Genomic DNA, 20,604 nt, shown 5'->3' with positions numbered 1-20,604 from the left:
TTCGATAAAGTAAGGTGGGGTTTTAACTAAAGGTGTCCATGCGGAAAATCTGCTCTGGGGCCAACTCCTATCATGGCGAGTGTACTCAAGCTTTACCATCCAACGCTTCCTGCACATTAATACTGCCTTGCGCATTCAATTCGGTGCACAGGCGATAAAAGGTTTCTTTAAATACAATCCCATTATCATCCAGTGGATTATGGCCTGTAATTTGGATCTGCAAACGAGCGGGCATATTTTCATCAACTGGATGGGTTTTTGATACCAGTTCAGCAATATTGAAATTCTGGGTTGTGAACAGATTAGTGAAACGTTCAACAATACCAGGAGAATCATCTACATCTACCCGGACTGAAACCATTGAAGGAAATTTTGTCTGAGCGCCGCTGCGAGTACGTTTCATCACAACAAGTAATTCAAGTTCAGCCGCTCTTTGGGGCAGAGTGGATTCAATCAAGGTAATCGAGTTCCAGCTACCAGATAGCAGCATGATAAAGGTAAATTCTTCGCCAAACATTGCCAGACGGCTGTCCTCAATATTACAGCCGCATGTATTCACAAGACGGGTAATGGTATTGACGATACCAGGGCGATCTGCACCGAGAGCAGTGATCACTAAAAAATGTTGTTTTGGTTTTGGCAAAGCGATTTTCCTTATCTATGGTAGATGTCTGCTATACATGTCGTTATTAAACATAAAAAATGATCAGGAGAAGGTCAATGGCATTTATGGGAGAAAGAGCATGATTATAATCTCTGTTTAATCGTCTACACTTGGTATTAACAAAATTCATTGAAATCGTATGGTTAAAGAGTTTCCTTCCTTATGACAAGAAAGTACCATGATTTTCTTGTTTGCAGTGTAAGGTTCAGTTAAGAGGAAATGGTAATGGAGAGTGGTCACTTCGATTTTACGGGCAGTATGGTTGCAATAATCACACCGATGGATTCAACTGGTCAGGTTGACAAAGCCAGTTTGAAAAAATTGATTGATTATCATGTCGCCAGTGGTACATCATCAATTGTTTCTGTTGGGACAACCGGAGAATGTGCCACACTGACTCATGATGAGCATGTCGATGTTGTACTGACAACACTTGAATTCGCTGATGGCCGTATTCCGATTATTGCCGGAACAGGCGCAAATGCGACTGCGGAAGCAATTTCACTGACCCGGTGCTTTGAAAATACGGGAGTTGTTGGTTGCCTGTCTGTGACACCTTATTATAATAAACCATCACAGGAAGGTTTATATCAGCACTATAAAGCGATAGCTGAGAATACCGACTTACCACAAATTCTGTATAATGTACCATCTCGTACTGGATGTGATTTGCTGCCATCGACTGTTGCACGCTTGGCGAAATTGAAAAATATTATCGCAATCAAGGAAGCAACAGGGAACTTAAGTCGTGTCAGTCAGATCCGAGAATTGGTTAATGATGAAAATTTCATTCTGCTAAGTGGTGATGATGCAAGTTTTCTCGATTTCATGCATCTTGGTGGAAAAGGGGTTATTTCGGTAACAACGAATGTGGCTGCCGCAGAAATGGCACAAATTTGCGAGTTGGCTCGTCGCGGCGAATTTGTGCAAGCGCGTAGCCTGAACAGCCGATTGATGGAATTGCATCATAAACTATTTGTTGAACCTAGCCCGGCGCCAGCTAAATGGGCCTGTCATAAACTGGGGTTAATTGCCGGTGACACATTGCGTCTGCCAATGATTTCATTGACGCAAGAAGGGCAAATTTCAGTTGAGAATGCCTTGAAAGCGGCTGAATTATTGTAAAATTTAGGGAATTTTAATGGCAACATTATTGCAAAAATCGAAGGTCATGAAGGTTGCTGGCCTGTCATTGGTTGTTTTGCTGGCAGCTTGCTCCAGCGATCAGCGCTATAAACGTCAGGTAAGTGGGGATGAGTCTTATCTTGAAACTCCTCCTCTGAAGATATTGAATATTCCCGCAGGGATGAACTTACCACTACAAAATGGTGAATATGATATTCCGCCAGTGGCTTCACAAGGGGCAACTGGAAAGGCTGTTGATATACGTCCACCATTGCAGACATTGGCGTTATTGACAGGATCGCGTGTTGAAAATAGCGCCCAAAGCAGTAAGCTGTTGCTTGAAAATACGCCTGAATACAGCAAATTGTGGTCACAAGTGAATAGTTTCTTGGCTAAGAAAGGTTATCCGGTCAGTCAACGAAATGATGCCACTAAGACGTTGACAACTGACTGGATTTTGTGGCCACGGTCAGATGAAAATGTTCCTTATAAGGGACGTTACCATATTTCGGTTGCTCAGCAGGGTTATCAGATAGCCTTGACTGTTTCAAACGCAGGTTTGGAACATAGCGGCAAGGTTGTTGACAACCCACTGGAAATCCAGCATTACAACGCATTAATGTTTAACGAACTGGTTAGTGGTTTGAGTGAACAACAAGAATTGTTGGCTCAGAACGGCACGCCAGATGCTGGTGCTTTGGCGGTACAAAGTGGTAGCGATAACACAGGATTGCCACAAATTATTGTCCGTGCAACATACAATACAGTCTGGAACAGGCTGCCATATGCATTGGAAAGCATTGGTATGCAAGTTACCGATCGCTCTCGTTCGACTGGCGCGATAACGCTAACATATAAGGAACTATCTTCTTCAGGTTGGGAAGCATTAGGTGTTGAGGCACCGACTATCAGTGCAGGAAACTACAAGTTACAGGTAGGTGATCTGGATAACCGAAGCAGTTTGCAATTTATTAACGAAAAAGGTAAGCCACTGACTCAATCCGAAAATGATCAAATGGTCGCGGTGCTGCAAGCAGCATTTAGCAAGACCACAAACAAATAACATATAAAGGGGCTTAAGCCCCTTTATATATTTGAGTGAAATGTTTTAGGTTAGATGTTTTGTTTAATTTTCCGTTTAAAGATGTCGCATCTCTGGAGTGTAATATGCAGAAAAAAGCTGAGTTGTATCGTGGAAAGGCAAAAACAGTGTACGCTACTGATAATCCTGATTTGCTTGTGCTGGAATTCCGTAATGATACATCAGCATTGGATGGTGAACGCATTGAACAGTTTGATCGTAAGGGAATGGTGAATAATAAATTCAACTATTTCATTATGCGTAGATTGGAAGAGGCAGGTATCCCGACCCAGATGGAACAGTTGTTATCAGACAATGAATCTCTGGTCAAAAAACTGGATATGGTGCCTGTTGAATGTGTTATTCGTAACCGTGCGGCTGGTTCACTTGTGAAACGCCTCGGTGTGGAAGAGGGGATGGTTTTGAATCCACCTTTGTTTGATTTGTTCCTGAAAGATGATGCCAGACATGATCCGATGGTTAATGAATCGTATTGCGAAACATTCGGCTGGGTCAGCAAGGAACATTTAGCTGAGATGAAGCGACTAAGTTACAAAGCCAATGAAGTTTTGCGTCAGTTATTTGATGGTGCCGGTTTAATTTTGGTGGACTTTAAGCTGGAATTTGGTCTGTTCAAAGGGAAAATCGTATTAGGTGATGAATTTTCACCAGATGGTAGTCGCTTATGGGATAAGCAAACGATGGATAAAATGGATAAAGATCGTTTTCGCCAAAGTCTTGGTGGCTTAGTTGAAGCGTATGAAGAGGTAGCTCACCGTATTGGCGTTATTTTGGATTGATGACGCAAACGATTACTTAAATGGATATAGCCAATGGGCTATATTTATATTCCAATAAATTTCAAGTTGCAGCTAACAAAGCTGCAACTTGAAAGATGAAGTGTATGAAAGTGAAAGCAATTATGTATTAGTTACTACGGGTTACAGCAGGTATTTTGTTTTTTGCTGCCAGCCTTTCTGCTGCATACAAAAATGGTAAACCTGATTCCTGGGACGCGTGTTGACGTCAATGATATAACTTTGGGTCATAGGAACACTTTGTTCATAAAAACAATCTTTACCGCAGGAATTTTTGACTTTTTGGAGGTGGGAAGTTTGAGCCACTTCGTTTTTCACCGGAAATTGTTGCATAGCGCTTATATTACACTCTGCATCTGCTTCGTGAAAAGGTGTGGGGTTACTCCTTGCGGGTACCCATTGAGTGGTACAACCGGTTAATAGCATACTTATAGTGATTAAAAGTGCTGATTTTTTCATATTTCCTGTACGAACGCATCCTGTTTGCGAGGTATTCCCCACAACCTTTCCGCATTCACCTTAATAAAAGCATTAATATCTATCATAGAGGTAACTTGAAAGATTAAAGATATCTTAGCAACTATTTTATTATGAAAATATAGTTATTCGTTGGTATATTTCCACAGAACATCAATAGGTTTGCTTACATGCCAGACGATTAAGCTATTATTCTGCGCTGCGTCAGATAATACATTGGTTTATTGTCAGAAGCATGATCTTCTATTTTTGTAGTAAACAGGTTTATAGAAAACAGGGAATTTATGAGTCAGATTGATCCCACTTTACTTATCTTATTAATGCTGGCTGGACTTGGCATTATTAGCCACAACATGACGATAACATTGGCCATGTTGTTTTTGCTGGTCGTCCGCATTACCCCATTGAACCAATTTTTCCCTTGGGTCGAAAAGTATGGTTTAACTCTGGGTATTTTGATTCTCACAATAGGAGTCATGGCTCCTATCGCCAGTGGGAAAATTTCTACGCAAGAAATTTTCAGTTCATTCCTGAATTGGAAATCGTTGCTTGCTATTGTCGTCGGTATTCTTGTGTCGTGGCTAGGTAGTCGGGGTGTATCCCTGATGTCAAATCAACCTGCTACAGTCGCGGGATTATTGGTCGGTACGGTGTTAGGTGTAGCATTGTTTAAAGGCGTTCCGGTCGGCCCATTGATTGCGGCAGGCATATTGTCCATTGTAATTGGTAAATCATGACAGAACTGGATTTGAAATGGAGAGCGTTGCAGGAACAAATGCAACGACAAGGGCAGCGCCGTTTGCTGGTATTAAGCGGTGAGAGTCAGTGGAGTGAACAGATCGTCACTTATTTGAAAGGGGTGTTTCAAGGAGATTGGATCACAATAACTTCCAACGCTCATAATGTTATCCACACTTCCGATACGATTAAAACTCACGGTGTTGTTGAACCCATAAATGCTGTTGAGCCCACAAAATCGGCTGGTTTACTGGGAAGAGAATTTTTACATGGGGTTTTTGATGCAACCCGTGGCTTTAATGCTGAAGCGTTAGCGATACTGGCGGGGACGCTGAAAGCAGGAAGCTGGCTGGTGATGCGCGTCCCTGTCTGGAAACAATGGGCTAATTTGCCAGATGAAGATAGTTCTCGCTGGAATGAGTCTGTTGGTGTGATCCCCACGCCGCGCTTTATTCAGCATATTCAATGGCAGCTCCTTACTTCTCCGCATTGTTTATTATGGCGGCAAGAAACGTCTTTTTATCCGGAGTTATTGCCTCAAACTCAGCCGTGGAACATGCCGGATGGTAATCCGACAATCAGTCAGCAGTTGATCCTTGAACAGTTGTTACAAGTTTCACAAGGTGTTTGGGTGATCACTGCACCGCGTGGGCGAGGAAAATCTGCGCTTGCCGGAATGTTGGTGCGTCAGTGGCAAGGAAAATGTTGGTTATGTGCACCAGCAAAAGTAACGACAGAAATTATTCGTTGTTATTCCAGGGGGAGTGATCATTCTGATCTTGATGAACAGGGGACACCATTCTGGTCGGCCGATAATTTACTGAAATTTTTTCGACTGAAAGAATTTCAGAGCACAGACAACAATATCATAGACAACAATAGTGCAGAGCAGAAGATAGCGGCAGACTGGCTTTTAATTGATGAGGCGGCTGCAATGCCAATTCCACAGTTAACGGAACTTATTCGGCATTTTCCACGTGTGTTATTAACCACGACTGTACAAGGTTATGAAGGAACCGGACGAGGATTTTTATTGAAATTCTGTTCTGCTTTACCCGATTGTCATATCAGAGAGCTGAAAACACCAATGCGTTGGGCCGAAAATGATCCATTAGAAACATGGCTGGATAGCGCATTGTTATTTGATAACGGTATTGATGATAGCCGATTATTTTCTCAACAAGCGCCTCATTTTGATATTGAAAAAAATTTATCCTTCAATTTCATTGAACAAGCAACGTGGTTACAGCAACCTTGGTTATTGCGCCAGTTCTATGGATTATTAACAAGTGCCCATTATCGAACTTCCCCCCTTGATTTGCGTCGTTTGCTGGATGGCAATGGAATGACATTTCTGGCTGCTATGTCTTCTTGTGCTGTGCATGATAACCCACAACTGATTGGTGCACTGTGGATGGTGAATGAAGGAGGGTTGTCACCGGCACTGGCGCATGAGATATGGGCTGGCCGCCGTCGTCCAAGGGGAAATCTGGTGGCTCAATCGCTGGCTGCGCACAGTGGTTTTCCGCAGGCTGCTACAATGCGGTCACAAAGAGTCAGTCGCATTGCTGTACAAGCACAATATCGTCGTCTTGGCATCGCGCAGGGGTTGATTACTCAACAATGTCAGGCAGCACACGAGCAAAATCTGGACTTCTTGTCGGTCAGTTTTGGTTACACTGCTGAACTTTGGGCACTTTGGCAAAAATGCGGTTTTCGGTTAGTGCGGATGGGAACATACCTTGAAGCGAGCAGTGGTTGCTATACCGCGATGGCAATTTTGCCGTTGAGTGAACAAGGGATATGGCTTGCTCAGTCTGCACAGCAACACTTATCCCGTGATGCGAATTGGTTGGAGTCATTAATTGGGTTTGTTTTGCCTATTGCGCACCAAGATGATAGCCAACTTAATGAGAATGATTGGCAAGAGCTGGCTGGTTTTGCATTTGCACATCGTCCTTTATCCGCTTCTTATTTTGCCTTGCAACGCTTATTGTTAGCGAATGATCTGGCTCTGCCTGCGTTGAGAAAACATCTCCAACAGAAGATCGAGATTGAACAATGTGTGAGTGATTTGTCTCTGAATGGACGTAAGGCGTTGTTAAAATGCTGGCGAGAAGAGACAGCAAGTGCATTGGCAAGTATTGATGAAATACTTGCCAGACAATGGAAAGGTCGAGTTATTTCTTGTGATTTGTCTTCTTGCCATCCGTCTGAGGCCAGTCGTCCTCATCATCCCATGCAGCGTTAAGATCCCGGTGAGGAGGGAGTTCAGGTTTGTTATCCAAAAAACGCTTTGTATTGATACGGCTCAGTTCTTTTATCGCATTGATAATAATGCCTGCGAGTAACAGCAGAACTCCCCACCAATAATCCGTTAGCCAGTGCATAACAAGCTCCTCTAATATTGTGATTGACCTTAAACCTTTTCTGTTATTTTGATGTATTTTTCAAAAACATAGGAGAGGTTTGCTGTCAACCAATTAACGCCGGCAATGTCACGATCCTGCCAGACGTCTAATAAAATTTGCTCATTGAATAAACATTCGGCTTCGTGAGATAGCGGCCAGTAACTAATATGCCATGGTTCATAAGCTACACCTCGCACCGTGGCATGGGTAAATGGCCGGTAGAAATCATAGCGTGACATATTTTCTGTTAACCAGTCTGATAGCGGTTCAAAGTAACCACCATCTTCATATTCCCACGGTTCCAATAATAACTGTTTGCCTTGTGGCAACAGAAAAGGATCATAAATATCCAGCTCAGTTCCCCAATGATGACGGCTGGCCCCCGGTAAGGCAGACCAACGGAGAATAGCTTCACAAATTTCTCCTTCGGTCATTTGAGTAATATTAAGAAGCTGGCTGTTGACATCTAATACCGGTCGTTGACCGCGAAATTTTTCATTCCAGATAGTTTGTTGGCGTGTGAAATCCCGAAAAGAGCTGGCGGGTTGTAACTTAAAGCCTGCCCTGACAGCGTCTCGTTGCATGGCAAGGAATGCTTTGGTGGCGTCAAATTGTAAACGATGATTACCAGATAGTGTCACCAAGTGATCTGTTGATACACCAGTCAGCATTTCAGACGTCATCATTTGATTAATTGCTCCATGATACGTTGATAGATCAGGCTTAATTCCTGTAAATCAGACACACTGACACATTCATTTGTTTTGTGAATAGTTGCATTAATAGGCCCCAATTCCACGACCTGCCCGCCCATTTTGGCAATAAAGCGTCCATCAGATGTGCCGCCGCTTGTCGATAGTTCTGGCTGATATCCGCAATAATGTTTGATGGCTTCAACCGTAACATCAACAAGTTCTCCTTTACAGGTCAGGAAAGGCTGACCGGATAACCACCATTCGATTTCATGTGTTAACTCATATTTTTTCAGCATGTCTTCGACCTGCTGGCGGATCTTGGTGTCTGTCAGCTCGGTACTGAAGCGGAAATTAAACTGAACCTGCAATTTACCCGGTATGACATTATTGCTTCCCGTACCTGCCAGAATATTCACGATTTGCATACTGGTGGCAGGGAAGAATTCATTACCGTCGTCCCATTGAGTATTGACTAACTCCTGTAGGAAGGGGAGGGAATGGTGAATAGGATTATCAGCGAATTGAGGATATGCAACATGCCCTTGAACACCGTGAATGGTTACATTGGCAGTCAGGGAGCCACGGCGTCCATTTTTGATCATATCACCGAGACGTTTCTGGCTGGAAGGTTCGCCCACCAGGCAATAATCCAGTCGTTCATGACGTGACATTAATGTTTCAACAACTTTGACAGTGCCATTTACTGCATTAGCTTCTTCATCTGAAGTAATCAAAAAAGCAAGGCGACCCTGATGATTAGGGTTATCAGCAACAAAGCGTTCTGCTGCAACTACCATCGCAGCCAGGGAGCCTTTCATATCTGTTGCACCACGACCATACAACATACCGTCACGGATAATTGGCTCGAATGGGGGGCTTTGCCATTCTGAGGTATCACCAGCGGGAACAACGTCAGTATGCCCAGCGAGAGCAAAAGTTACGCCGGTTCCACGATAGGCCCAGAAATTCAGCGTATCACCGAAAGGCATCCTTTCTATTGTAAAACCCGTATTTTGCAGACGTTGGATCAGAAGTTCCTGGCAGCCTTGATCATCGGGGCTGACGGAAGGCCGCTTAATTAATTCCTGAGTCAGTTCAATCACTGGACAAGTCATTATGTAAGCCCTTATTTAGCCGTAAGAGAACAGTCATGAGAAAAAAACTGTTGGTATTGTTCAGCCTTGAAACCCAGTAAGTAGCTTTCTGTTGCTGATGGTTTTGAGGTTACTGATTCTGAAACTAACAGTGGGCGTTTAATGATAGCGGGCTGTTCCAGCATCAGTGCCTTAGCTGTTTCAGCGTTGTTGATAGTGGACTTCTGCTCATCAGTCAATTTGCGCCAGGTTGTGCCACGGGTATTCAGTAAAGCCTCCCAACCTACTTGTTCAATGAATATTTGCAGTCGTTCCGGGGATAAGCCATCAACACGGTAGTCATGAAATTGATATGGGATCTCTTGATCTTCTAACCAACGACGAGCTTTCTTCACAGTATCGCAATTTTTGATACCGTACAGAGTGAATGTTTTTTGAGGAGTGGTATCTGACATTATGAGATCCTTAGTTTTGTTTACACATCCGGCATATATTTGTCATCTGCCAGGTTGCCGCTTTGCTAGTCGCATCTTGAAGTCCATTGGGTATAATGCGGCAAATTTACCATTTTATCCAGATAACACGAACCTTTCATATACTCTGGCTGAACCAAACGCTGTATTTTACCTGGTTGTCTGTCAAATAATGTTCTGATTGCTTATACTCATTCAACAACATACGGCAATTTAAGAACCATTAGGCATAATTTCCATATATATATTTCATAAACAAATTAATTCTAAAATATTAGTTTCGAATAAATACAATAATTGCATTTATTATAATATAATTGACTATGAATTATATTGAATTAATTATAATTAACTTTTATCTGATTTAATTCACAATTTCCCTGATTTTTATCAACAGGGAAATTGTGTCTCTCTATTATAGAGATTGACTGTCAGATGTTATATTAAATCTGATTTTCTATGTTTCAGATAGATGATGGTAGCTTCGAGACGGGAGCGGGATTTAAGTTTTTTCAATAGGTTACGGGTATGAACTTTCACAGTTTCTTCTGAGATAAAAAGAAAATCAGCAATTTCTTTATTTGTCATTCCTTCTGAGATTTCTTTTAAAACGTCTAATTCACGTTTAGTTAATTTTGATAAAGGATCAACATAAAGATGACGAGTAGATAAATATTGGTAAACTTTTTCACTGTATACTGCTTGCCCATTTACAGCTTTTTTTATGTTAACCAGCAGGGGGGATAGTTCAATATCTTTTAATAAATAACCATTCGCACCTGCATCAACAGCATCATAAACATCGCTTCGGCTAGCTGAATCAGAAAGTACCAGAACGTAGGAATCAAGCCCTTTGCGGCGGAGTGATTTAATCGTATCAATCCCGGAAAAGCCGTTGATTTCCAAACCCATTAAAATAATATCTGGTTTTATTTGGCAAGCGATATTAATGGCATCTTCGCCGTTATCGGTCTCAGCAGTCACAATGAGTTCGCGCTCTGATTCAATCAACCCTTTTAAACCATGACGAATGATAGGATGATTATCGACTATCATGACTGTATGATTATGCATGTTCCTTCTCCCATAATAGAAATGCAGATCTTATGTTTTGATAAAACATAAAAAAACAGAATTCTGCTTTATGTTAAATAGCTGTGTGATTTTTATGGAGTATATTGAATCATCTATAATAGAGATCCTGAAAATATATCCTGATATAAAAAAAGAAATATCGCAAACAGGTTTATCCATTTAGGTGAAATAAAATTCACAGGCATAAGAAAATGAGTTTCCCTAATTGCTAATAATTTTCCAAATCAAATGTCTACGATTATTTTATCGATTAAGTTTTGTTTTTGTAAACTCATTTTAAGTTGTTTCTTAGATGTCTCTCTTAATTAATTTAGTGAGTTATTAATGAATGGAAAATGGGAATACCTCTCTATGAGTATAATTGAGGTATTTTCATATACTATTGACTAATATTAAACCATTAACAGATCATTTTATGATCTGTTATTTCAGTGGCTATTAATAAAAATATTGTTAGTATCATGATATAACCTTCCTTAACTATTATACTGAGCAGATTTTTACTTAGACATGACTCATAAAGGATCAGACGATGGACGAAAAATTAAAACAAAGTGCCCTTGATTTTCATGAATTCCCACAACCGGGGAAAATCACTGTTACTCCGACTAAGCCGCTGACTACACAGCGTGATTTAGCCTTAGCATATTCGCCAGGTGTCGCAGCTCCTTGTCTTGAAATAGCAGAAAATCCATTGGCGGCTTATAAATATACTGCACGTGGTAATCTGGTGGCTGTTATCTCCAATGGTAGTGCCGTATTGGGGTTGGGTAATATCGGGGCATTGGCGGGTAAACCTGTCATGGAAGGGAAGGGGGTGCTATTCAAAAAATTCTCGGGTATTGATGTTTTTGACATTGAAATTGAAGAGTCCAATCCTGATAAATTAATCGATATCATTGCGGCGTTGGAGCCGACTTTTGGTGGTATCAACCTTGAAGATATCAAAGCGCCAGAATGTTTCTACATTGAACAGAAACTTCGTGAGCGGATGAAAATTCCTGTATTCCATGATGACCAGCATGGTACGGCAATTATTTGTACTGCGGCAGTACTTAACGGGTTGCGCGTTGTTAATAAAGACATCAGTAAAGTACGGATGGTAGTGTCTGGTGCGGGTGCAGCATCCATTGCCTGTATGAATCTGCTGGTGGCTTTGGGCTTAAAACGTGAAAATATTGTTGTTTGTGACTCGAAAGGTGTTATTTATCGTGGTCGCGAAGAAAACATGGAAAAAACCAAAGCTGATTATGCTATTGAGGATAACGGTAGCCGTACACTCGCTGATGTCATTCCCGATGCTGATATTTTTCTCGGATGTTCCGGGCCGGGTGTTCTGACACCAGAGATGGTCAAAACCATGGCGAAAGATCCGCTCATTATGGCTTTGGCAAATCCGGAACCTGAGATTTTGCCACCACTGGCAAAAGCTGTGCGTCCTGATGCGATTATTTGCACTGGCCGTTCTGATTATCCTAATCAAGTTAACAATGTACTCTGCTTCCCATTCATCTTCCGTGGCGCACTGGATGTTGGGGCAACCACCATTAATGAAGAGATGAAACTGGCCTGTGTGCATGCAATTGCAGATCTGGCATTGGCTGAACAGAGTCAGGAAGTTGCTTCTGCATATGGCGATCAGGATCTGTTCTTTGGACCTGAATACATCATACCGAAGCCATTTGATCCACGGCTGATTGTAAAAATTGCGCCTGCTGTAGCGAAAGCGGCGATGGACTCTGGTGTTGCAACACGTCCTATTGCTGATTTTGGCGCTTATATTGAAAAACTGAGTGAGTTTGTCTACAAAACCAACTTATTTATGAAGCCGATTTTCGCTCAGGCGAAAAAAGAGAAGAAACGCATTGTATTGGCGGAAGGGGAAGATATTCGGGTGCTGCATGCAACTCAGGAACTCGTGTCTCTCGGATTGGCATTCCCTGTCCTGATTGGTCGCCCAAGTGTGATTGAGATGCGTATCAAAAAGCAAGGGCTTCACATTGAAGCCGATAAAGATTTTGAAGTGGTCAACAACGAAAATGACCCGCGCTTCAAAGAATACTGGCAGGAATATTACCAACTGATGAAACGTCGTGGTGTTTCTCAGGAACAGGCTCGTCGCGCCGTGATTGGTAATCCGACATTGATCGGAGCCATCATGGTACATCGTGGTGAAGCGGATGGCCTAATTTGTGGTACGGTTGGCAGCTATGGTGAACACTATCAAGTTATAAAAGATGTCCTTGGTTTCCGTCAAGGAGCGTGTACAGCCGGTGCAATGAATGCCTTATTGTTGCCAATGGGGAATACCTTTATTGCTGACACTTATGTCAATGAAGATCCGACACCAGAGGAATTGGCTGAAATCACACTGATGGCGGCTGAAACTGTACGTCGTTTCGGTATTGAACCAAAGGTTGCTTTATTATCGCGTTCAAGTTTTGGTTCTTCTGATTGTGCTTCTGCACAAAAAATGCGTAAGACGCTGGAACTGGTACAGCAAATGGCTCCGTCACTGGAAATTGACGGTGAAATGCATGGTGATGCAGCCTTGGTAGAAAGTATTCGTCGTGACATCATGCCGGACAGTCCATTAAAAGGTTCTGCTAATCTGTTGATTATGCCGAATATGGAAGCGGCACGTATTAGTTATAACCTATTACGTGTTACCGGCTCAGATGGTGTAACGGTTGGCCCGGTATTGATGGGGGTCTCAAAGCCAGTACATGTATTGACCCCGATCGCTTCTGTTCGTCGCATTGTTAACATGGTGGCATTAGCCGCCGTTGAAGCACAAACCGACCCTCTATAACTCATTCGTATTAATATTCTGGTTGAAGTAATAAACAAGATGAATAAGTAAGCAGCCCTGCCGGGCCTTTGCCTGGCAGGGTATTTTATTTGTAAATAATTCTCATTATCTATAATATGCAGGAAAATTTTTAATGTGATAATGAATATCAATGAAAAAATCTATTTATATAAAAACAACTTTTTTGGTATGTGCTTTCCTGCTTGGTGGTTGTGCAACATCACTGACTACCACTCAATATAACTCTCAAGAAGTAAAACAATCTCTTCCCAGTGAGTTAACCCAATCAGGTGCTTTGCTTGATATGAACGCAGGCAAATCTATCACTTCTGATGAATTGCTCGAACAATTGGCAACCTATCCCAGAATCATTGTGGGTGAAAAACACGATAATCCTTATCATCATCAAATCGAGTTATGGCTGGTTCAACAACTTGAGCAAAAACGCCCTCATGGCTCTGTATTACTGGAAATGATAAACCCAGACCAGCAAGAGAAAGTGAACAAAGTGAAAAGCTGGTTGCAGGGAAATCCAATAGTCAGAGATGAACGCATTAAAAATCTATTAGCGTGGCAGCAAGGCTGGCCTTGGGTGTTATATGGAAAACTGGTTGTGGAGCTGATGAAAGCACCTTACCCATTGTTAGCGGCAAACTTGGATCGTAGTGAAGTCGATCAGGCATACAAAAATTACAGGGCTGGAGATAGAACTTCACTAGTTTCCGGTGATGTCAAAAAACGTATCGACGACACTATCAAAAATTCCCATGGTGGAAATATAGATGAACTATCTCTCTCTGCCATGAGCAAAATTCAGCAATTACGTGATCAGCGAATGGCAGAACAATTGATGAAAGCGCCATCACCAGCGTTGTTATTTGCAGGAGGGTATCACGCCGTAAAAACGATGGGTGTACCTCAGCATGTGAAAAAAATAGCGCCCAATGAACGGGTTGTTGTGCTTGTTATCGCTGAACAAGGGGTTTCTTTGAACAACGAATATGCTGATTTTGTCTGGTTTACCCCTAAAGTGACCAGTAACGTAAATAATTAGTGGTATCTATCACAAGGATGTGATGAACTTAATAAATAAAAATAGTTTTCATTTATATATTCAATTGATTATCATTATCTGAATTTATCTTTGACATAATGTGTTATAAAAAATGTTGACGTATACAACGTATCAAACCACTCACGTTGGTCACGTGACAAAATCCTTTCTCGCTGCTATCACACTTCATGCCTTATTGGTCGGATGGTTGATTTATAAACCGCAGGATCTTGATCTTGAGGAATTTTTGCCTCCACCTGCGGTTATGATGGAAGTATCACTACAGACAGAAGCAATACGTAAGGTCGAAAAACAACCGATTGGTATTGAACAATTATTATCTGTTGCCAGCCATCAACAAGAAAGCAAGGTTGATGAAATCAGTATGCCCAAATTGGCGGTGAATGAAGAAGCACAGATTTTAGTTCATAAGCCAAAGAAAAAACAAAAAGAGCAGGATGCACCTAAAAAAGCCCAACCTGTTAAGCGAGTGAAGGCAAAAGAGCAGGAAAGTGAAAAATCCCAGAGTCGTTCAGCACCAACAACCAGTAGCGCTACAGCGGATAATGTGACTTCCCGAACAGCCGCATCTTATGAAAGTAACTCGGATGCAGTTGCTGATGCAAAAGCAGTTTGGCAGGCTGAGGTTAGTGGTCATTTAAACCGTTATAAAAGATATCCGGCAGATGCTCAGAGAAGAAAACGGACAGGGCGTCCAATGGTGAAATTCACGGTTAATCAATTTGGTGCAGTGATTGACGGTGAATTAGTAAGACGTTCCGGGACGAACTCACTTGACCGAGAAGCAAGGCTTGTATTGGAAAGAGCACAGCCTTTACCAGCTCCACCTGATGTCATTTTAACCAATGGCAGTGTTACAGTTGAACTGCCAATTGATTTCACTTTATCTCACTAACAATAAAAAAATAGGACGAATGGCATGTCACAGTATAAAACGGTGTTTTCACCAAAAAACCAAAAAGCCGTGCTAACAAAAAGGATCATACTTAGTTTTTTGTTGGGGGGAAGTTTATTAAGTAATAGTGTTACGACCATCGCGATGGAGGAAAACATGGTGCCGCCTATGGCAAAAAAACAGCCACATGCAATAACTATTCATGGTGATACTCGCATTGATAATTATTACTGGTTACGTGACGATAACCGTCAGGATAAAGAAGTCATTGATTATTTGACGGCTGAAAATAAGCATACCGCAGAGGTGCTGGAATCTGGGCAAGAGTTGCGGAAAACACTGTATAACGAAATGACTGGCAGAATGAGTAAAGAAGACCAGTCAGTTCCTTATACTTACAATGGTTATATTTATCGTACCGTTTATCAGGCAGGAAAAGATTTTCCAATCTATCAGCGTAAGCCAGTTGATAATTCAACTGACTGGCAGGTAATGGTTGATGGTAACGAACGAGCAAAAGGCCATAAGTTTTATCAAATCGGTGGATTTGCGATTACTCGTGACAATAAGCGTATTGCTGTAGCAGAAGATACTCAAGGCCGTCGTAACTACCAAATTTCTTTCAAAAACTTTGCTGATAATGAATGGCAGAATAATGTCATAGAAAATACTTCAGGCAATATTTTGTGGGCTAATGAGGGTAATACTTTGTTTTATGTACGCAGAGATCCACAAACCCTGCTGCCTTACCAGCTATTTCGCCATCAATATGGTACAGACACGAAGCAGGATAAAAAAATCTATCAAGAAGATGATGATCGCTTCCGTTTGTCAATTTCGAAAAGTACTTCTCTTGATTATATTCTGATTTCGGTTACCAGTTATTCAACGTCAGAATATCGACTGATTGATGCTAATAACCCACAATTAGAACCACAGATTTTCTCTGTTCGTCAGGCTGGACGTGAATATTATGTCGATCATTTCCGTGGCCAATTTTATATCCGCTCCAACTATGAAAATCCATTATTTGGTTTATACCGGACAGAAGCTCTCGATAAGCCATGGGAAACGGTGATTGCGCCACAGGAAAATACTGATTTAGAAGATTTTGAACTGTTCAACAATTGGTTAGTGGTGCAGGAGCGTACAAAGGGATTAACTTCAATCCGTCAGATTGACTGGAAAACGCAGCAGGAAAAACGGGTTAAGTTTGACGATCCAGCCTATATGGCATCACTAAGTTATAACCCGGAGCCAAATACTGATTTACTGCGTTATAGCTATTCATCTCTGACAACTCCAAGTTCTGTATTCCAATGGAATATGCAAACGGGCGAACGTGAATTGCTGAAACAGCAAGAAGTTAAAGGATTCAATAAAGAGAACTATGAAAGCCAGCGTATCTGGATAAAAGCCAGAGATGGTGTGGAAGTCCCTGTTTCTCTGGTTTACCGTAAGTCTCTGTTTGAAAAAGGCCAGAACCCAATTCTGATTTATGGCTATGGTGCTTATGGTATCAGCATGGACCCGTATTTTAGCTCTCCAATGCTGAGTCTTCTGGATCGTGGTTTTGTTTATGCTTTGGTGCACATACGTGGTGGTGGCGACTTAGGCCGGAACTGGTATCTGCAAGGTAAGCTCGAAAATAAGATGAACAGTTTCCACGATTTTATTGATGCGACTAAGACATTAATTGCTGATGGATATGGTGACAGTAAGCGTGTTTATGCGGAAGGTGGCAGTGCAGGCGGCTTACTGATGGGGACGGTGATTAATCAGGCACCGGAGTTATACCGTGGTGTGATTGCTAAAGTTCCTTTTGTTGATGTTGTGACTACCATGCTTGATCCCTCTATTCCTTTAACAACAGGTGAATATGACGAGTGGGGAAATCCGAATAATAAGGAAGTTTATTTCCGTATTAAATCTTATAGCCCTTACGATAATATTAAACACCAGCGTTATCCCCATTTATTAGTGACGACGGGTTTACATGACTCTCAGGTACAATATTGGGAGCCTGCAAAGTGGGTGGCTAAATTAAGGGAAATGAAAAAAGGGAATAGCCTGTTGTTATTGGAAACCAACATGGATACCGGTCATGGCGGAAAGCCGGGGCGTTTTAACCGATTAAATGATATCGCTCTTGATTATAGTTTTCTGCTTATGTTGGATGATGCTAAAACATATTTTCCAACCTTAAAAGATTAATAAAAAATATATATTAATAATTATGGATGCTGGTAATTATTTATCAGTATCCGGATTTTTTATCGCCAAATTTGCGAAGCAATGTGAGCCTTAATGAATATTTTTTGATTTAGGATGATATTAATGAAAATCATGGCAAAAATAGCTGGAGCCAGCGCAGTATTTATTGGGCTTCAGGGATTGGCTTATGCTGAAAATACAAATGACAATAAAAATCAAAAAGTCATGCGATTTAGCACACTGAAAGTTTCAGGTTCTCAGGATAATAAGAATTCGCCGCAAATTGAAGCAATGGAAAAACCCGGTGCTTATAGTTCTGTAGGGGAAGATAATAAACTTGAATCTATGGATAGCGTATTGCGGAGTTTGCCGGGGACTTACACTCAGATGGATGCAAGTCAGGGAACAGTCGCTGTCAATATCCGTGGATTAAGTGGTTTTGGCCGTGTCAATATGATGGTAGACGGTGTTAGCCAGAGTTTTTATGGTATAGCTCCGAATTCATTTGGGCACGGGGGAATGCCTTATAATCAGTTTGGTACTTTGATTGACCCTAATTTTATTATCCGGACAGATATTGATCGTGGGCAGGCTAACGATGGTGATTCAGTCAATGCGTTGGTGGGAAGTGCTAACTTTCGTACCATTGGGATTGATGATGTTATTTTCGAGGGCAACAAACTGGGTATACGGGCTAAATCAACTTATGGTACTAATGGCATAGGTAAAAACGGCATGATTACTATTGCAGGAAAAAAGCAGGCGTTCAGCTCAGAAGGTTCCATTGGTGCTATGCTTGCTGTTAGTGGTCACAGTATTGATGCTCACTACAAAAATGGCATGGGTATCAGCAGCGAAGAATTTGGTACGGATAAGGCATTTAAACAGAGACCAAATTCACAATTGATGAAAATAAATATTAAGCCAAATGATTTTCATGATTTGGAGTTGTCTGGACGTTTTTATCATAATAAGTTTACTAAACGTCATGTCGATAGCTATGATTATTATTTGAAATATCACTACACACCATTTAGTGAATTAATTGATACTAAGATTTTACTTAGTTCAGGAAAGAATGAACAGTCCTTTGTTAATCCTATGAGTGGATTAGGTAAAGGTGAATCACATAATAAATCTGATGCTATTGATATTAAAAATACCAGCCGGTTTAATTATGGTGATACAGACTTTGCGTTTACTCTTGGTAGTAAATTGATGCACAGTGAGTACAAAAGAAAAACAGGCATCGGACTTAGTGGAGAATATAAATCCTCAGAGAAACGCAATCCATTTTCACCAAGCGGGAAGCAAGATATTAAAAGTATTTACAGTCAGTTAAAAATTGAACATGGTATTTATACTGCTAATTTGGGATTAAGCTATTTAGACTCCAGCATAAAGGGAAAAAAACCAGCTTGTGATAAGAGAGTAAACTGTTTCCCACAGGGAGAAGCACAATTAGATATTAAATCACGTGGATTTAATCCAAGTATTCTATTATCAGCAGAAATTACACCTGCATTCCAGCCATTCATAACTTATACTCATGCAATGCGGGCACCAAATACACAGGAAGTTTTCTATTCCAATGAAGGCGGAATTTCTATGAATCCATTCCTGAAAGGAGAAACGGCAGATACTTATCAGATTGGGTTTAATAGTTATCGTCCGAATTTATTTATAGAAGGGGATTCATTCCGTTTAAAAGCAACGATGTTTCATACCAAAATCAAAAATTATATCTTCAGTGAATCTTATCTGGTTTGTGCAGAAGGTAGAATTTGTAAAAATGATGGAACATTGACAGATGAAGAGTGGGGAGGGGTTGATCCTAACTTTAATATATATATTTATGGTAATAGTCTGACACCGGTAACTATGCGTGGCTATGAGCTTTCGGTCAATTATGATGCTGGTATATTCTACAGCTTATTAGCATATAGCCAGCAGAAAACACAACAGCCAGCCTCACTTTCGGCAAGTATTATGGGAACAAGCTACGCATCTCAGTTACCGAAGCGTTATATGACATTGGATACTGGCGTTCGTTTACTGGAAGAAAAAATTCGTGTTGGTGCGATAGTGAAATATACAGGTCAGTCTTATCACCAAGATTCTAATGTAGATGGAAATGCGGAAATCAGTAATAAAATGGTAGAAGATCATAAGATACCGACCATTATTGATTTATATACGGATTATCAAATCAATAAGAATATTTCTGTTAAATTTTCTGTACAGAACGTGGCTAACAAAAACTATGCAGATGCCCTGAATCGCATGAATTCTTCACCAAATATATCGGAAGGGGAAGTTGTAGCTCAAACAGCCCGCGGCAGAACTTATGTTATGAGTGCAGAAGTTCGCTTCTGATAACTATGTTTCTGATAACTATGTTTTTGATAACAATTAATAGAAATAATAGTGGTGCGTATGCACCACTTTTTTACATATCTTTTTTATATATTATTGTATCAAAAATCTTTCGTTTTCTTATTATTACCACAAATTTTAAAATTGTTTATTTTTTAGATGTTCGCCATACTATATATAGTATGCATTCTTATTTATAAGTTTTATTTCTAATTAAAATAATATCATAAGGATTATAATGAATGATGAAAATGGGTATTTAAAACTTAGTGATAATGGGAGATATTACACTTTCAACTCTCCGCTTTCCGGGAATGAGTTTTTTTCAACTGAACCACAAAAAAATAAAGATAAAATAACAAAATCATCTCCTATCATCGACGATGAAACAGGTCTTTGTATTGGCTATCTCTATAGTAGAGGTGGCGGGGTATATGATGTTTATGATGTCAATGGAGAGTATAAATAAGCTTTCATAATAACGATACACTCATTTTTCTCACTCCCGGCTGTTGCCCTGATGAAAAGGCGGTCATAAATTCTTCAACGCACACTAAGAGT

Annotated in this window: 18 protein-coding genes; 11 read left to right on the top strand and 7 right to left on the bottom strand. The window is 40.9% G+C overall.

What is annotated here, in order from left to right; translation table 11 throughout:
- Positions 1-85: 85 nt before the first annotated feature.
- Positions 86-643 carry a glycine cleavage system transcriptional repressor gene (locus Xind_RS04720; RefSeq protein WP_047684291.1) on the bottom strand — a complete coding sequence of 186 codons (558 nt, stop codon included), beginning with the start codon at positions 641-643 and terminating at the stop codon, positions 86-88.
- 246 nt (positions 644-889) lie between these two features.
- Between Xind_RS04720 and dapA the strand changes: the two genes are divergently transcribed.
- The 3 genes from dapA (at position 890) to purC (ending at position 3,670) form a co-directional block, all read left to right on the top strand.
- A complete protein-coding gene (dapA, locus tag Xind_RS04715) occupies positions 890-1,789 on the top strand; it encodes a 4-hydroxy-tetrahydrodipicolinate synthase (RefSeq protein ID WP_187649568.1) in 900 nt (299 codons plus the stop codon).
- 16 nt (positions 1,790-1,805) lie between these two features.
- Positions 1,806-2,852 (top strand): outer membrane protein assembly factor BamC, encoded by a 1,047-nt coding sequence (gene bamC, locus Xind_RS04710; RefSeq protein WP_047684283.1) that lies wholly within the window; start codon positions 1,806-1,808, stop codon positions 2,850-2,852.
- 104 nt (positions 2,853-2,956) lie between these two features.
- Positions 2,957-3,670, top strand: coding sequence for a phosphoribosylaminoimidazolesuccinocarboxamide synthase (gene purC / locus Xind_RS04705; RefSeq protein WP_187649567.1), 714 nt, complete (start codon positions 2,957-2,959; stop codon positions 3,668-3,670).
- A gap of 141 nt (positions 3,671-3,811) precedes the next feature.
- On the opposite strand, the gene Xind_RS04700 is transcribed toward purC, so the two are convergent.
- The gene (locus Xind_RS04700) at positions 3,812-4,147 is read right to left on the bottom strand and encodes a hypothetical protein (RefSeq protein ID WP_047684277.1); all 336 of its coding nucleotides are present in this window, start codon (positions 4,145-4,147) and stop codon (positions 3,812-3,814) included.
- 302 nt (positions 4,148-4,449) lie between these two features.
- On the opposite strand from Xind_RS04700, the gene Xind_RS04695 reads away from it, so the two are divergent.
- Both Xind_RS04695 and Xind_RS04690 read left to right on the top strand, forming a co-directional pair.
- Positions 4,450-4,902, top strand: coding sequence for a DUF441 domain-containing protein (locus Xind_RS04695; protein WP_047684274.1), 453 nt, complete (start codon positions 4,450-4,452; stop codon positions 4,900-4,902).
- Positions 4,899-7,154, top strand: coding sequence for a tRNA(Met) cytidine acetyltransferase TmcA (locus Xind_RS04690; protein WP_187649566.1), 2,256 nt, complete (start codon positions 4,899-4,901; stop codon positions 7,152-7,154). The genes Xind_RS04695 and Xind_RS04690 overlap by 4 nt, the downstream gene beginning before the upstream one ends.
- Here Xind_RS04690 and Xind_RS04685 read toward each other — a convergent pair.
- From Xind_RS04685 to Xind_RS04665, 5 genes are all read right to left on the bottom strand, one after another.
- Positions 7,084-7,293, bottom strand: a complete 210-nt coding sequence (locus tag Xind_RS04685; RefSeq protein WP_072032546.1) for a YpfN family protein — start codon at positions 7,291-7,293, stop codon at positions 7,084-7,086. The genes Xind_RS04690 and Xind_RS04685 overlap by 71 nt on opposite strands.
- 29 nt (positions 7,294-7,322) lie before the next feature.
- Entirely contained in the window at positions 7,323-8,000 is a 678-nt protein-coding gene (locus Xind_RS04680) for a M15 family metallopeptidase (protein ID WP_187649565.1), read from the bottom strand.
- The gene (gene dapE / locus Xind_RS04675) at positions 7,997-9,124 is read right to left on the bottom strand and encodes a succinyl-diaminopimelate desuccinylase (RefSeq protein WP_047684266.1); all 1,128 of its coding nucleotides are present in this window, start codon (positions 9,122-9,124) and stop codon (positions 7,997-7,999) included. Before dapE ends, Xind_RS04680 begins: the two co-directional genes overlap by 4 nt.
- An 11-nt stretch (positions 9,125-9,135) precedes the next feature.
- Positions 9,136-9,558, bottom strand: coding sequence for an ArsC family reductase (locus Xind_RS04670; protein WP_047684263.1), 423 nt, complete (start codon positions 9,556-9,558; stop codon positions 9,136-9,138).
- 456 nt (positions 9,559-10,014) lie between these two features.
- Entirely contained in the window at positions 10,015-10,650 is a 636-nt protein-coding gene (locus Xind_RS04665) for a response regulator (RefSeq protein ID WP_047684258.1), read from the bottom strand.
- 553 nt (positions 10,651-11,203) lie between these two features.
- Between Xind_RS04665 and maeB the strand changes: the two genes are divergently transcribed.
- The 6 genes from maeB (at position 11,204) to Xind_RS04635 (ending at position 20,512) form a co-directional block, all read left to right on the top strand.
- On the top strand, positions 11,204-13,483 hold the full coding sequence (gene maeB, locus Xind_RS04660) for an NADP-dependent oxaloacetate-decarboxylating malate dehydrogenase (protein ID WP_187649564.1): 2,280 nt from the start codon (positions 11,204-11,206) through the stop codon (positions 13,481-13,483).
- A 151-nt stretch (positions 13,484-13,634) separates the two neighbouring features.
- Positions 13,635-14,537: a ChaN family lipoprotein gene (locus Xind_RS04655; RefSeq protein WP_187649563.1), complete on the top strand. Its 903-nt coding sequence runs from the start codon at positions 13,635-13,637 to the stop codon at positions 14,535-14,537.
- A gap of 112 nt (positions 14,538-14,649) precedes the next feature.
- Complete coding sequence (locus tag Xind_RS04650) at positions 14,650-15,453, top strand: TonB family protein (protein ID WP_047684250.1); 804 nt, start codon at positions 14,650-14,652, stop codon at positions 15,451-15,453.
- Positions 15,454-15,477: 24 nt separating this feature from the next.
- A complete protein-coding gene (locus Xind_RS04645; RefSeq protein ID WP_187649562.1) occupies positions 15,478-17,667 on the top strand; it encodes a S9 family peptidase in 2,190 nt (729 codons plus the stop codon).
- A 123-nt stretch (positions 17,668-17,790) separates the two neighbouring features.
- A complete protein-coding gene (locus Xind_RS04640; protein ID WP_187649561.1) occupies positions 17,791-20,043 on the top strand; it encodes a TonB-dependent receptor domain-containing protein in 2,253 nt (750 codons plus the stop codon).
- Positions 20,044-20,281: 238 nt separating this feature from the next.
- Positions 20,282-20,512, top strand: a complete 231-nt coding sequence (locus Xind_RS04635; protein ID WP_187649560.1) for a hypothetical protein — start codon at positions 20,282-20,284, stop codon at positions 20,510-20,512.
- The last annotated feature ends 92 nt before the right edge of the window (positions 20,513-20,604 follow it).

The sequence above is a fragment of the Xenorhabdus indica genome (genome assembly GCF_014467235.1).
Taxonomy (GTDB): Bacteria; Pseudomonadota; Gammaproteobacteria; order Enterobacterales; family Enterobacteriaceae; genus Xenorhabdus; species Xenorhabdus indica.
Note: the sequence above shows the minus strand (reverse complement) of the source record. Positions and strands in the feature narration are given on the sequence as shown.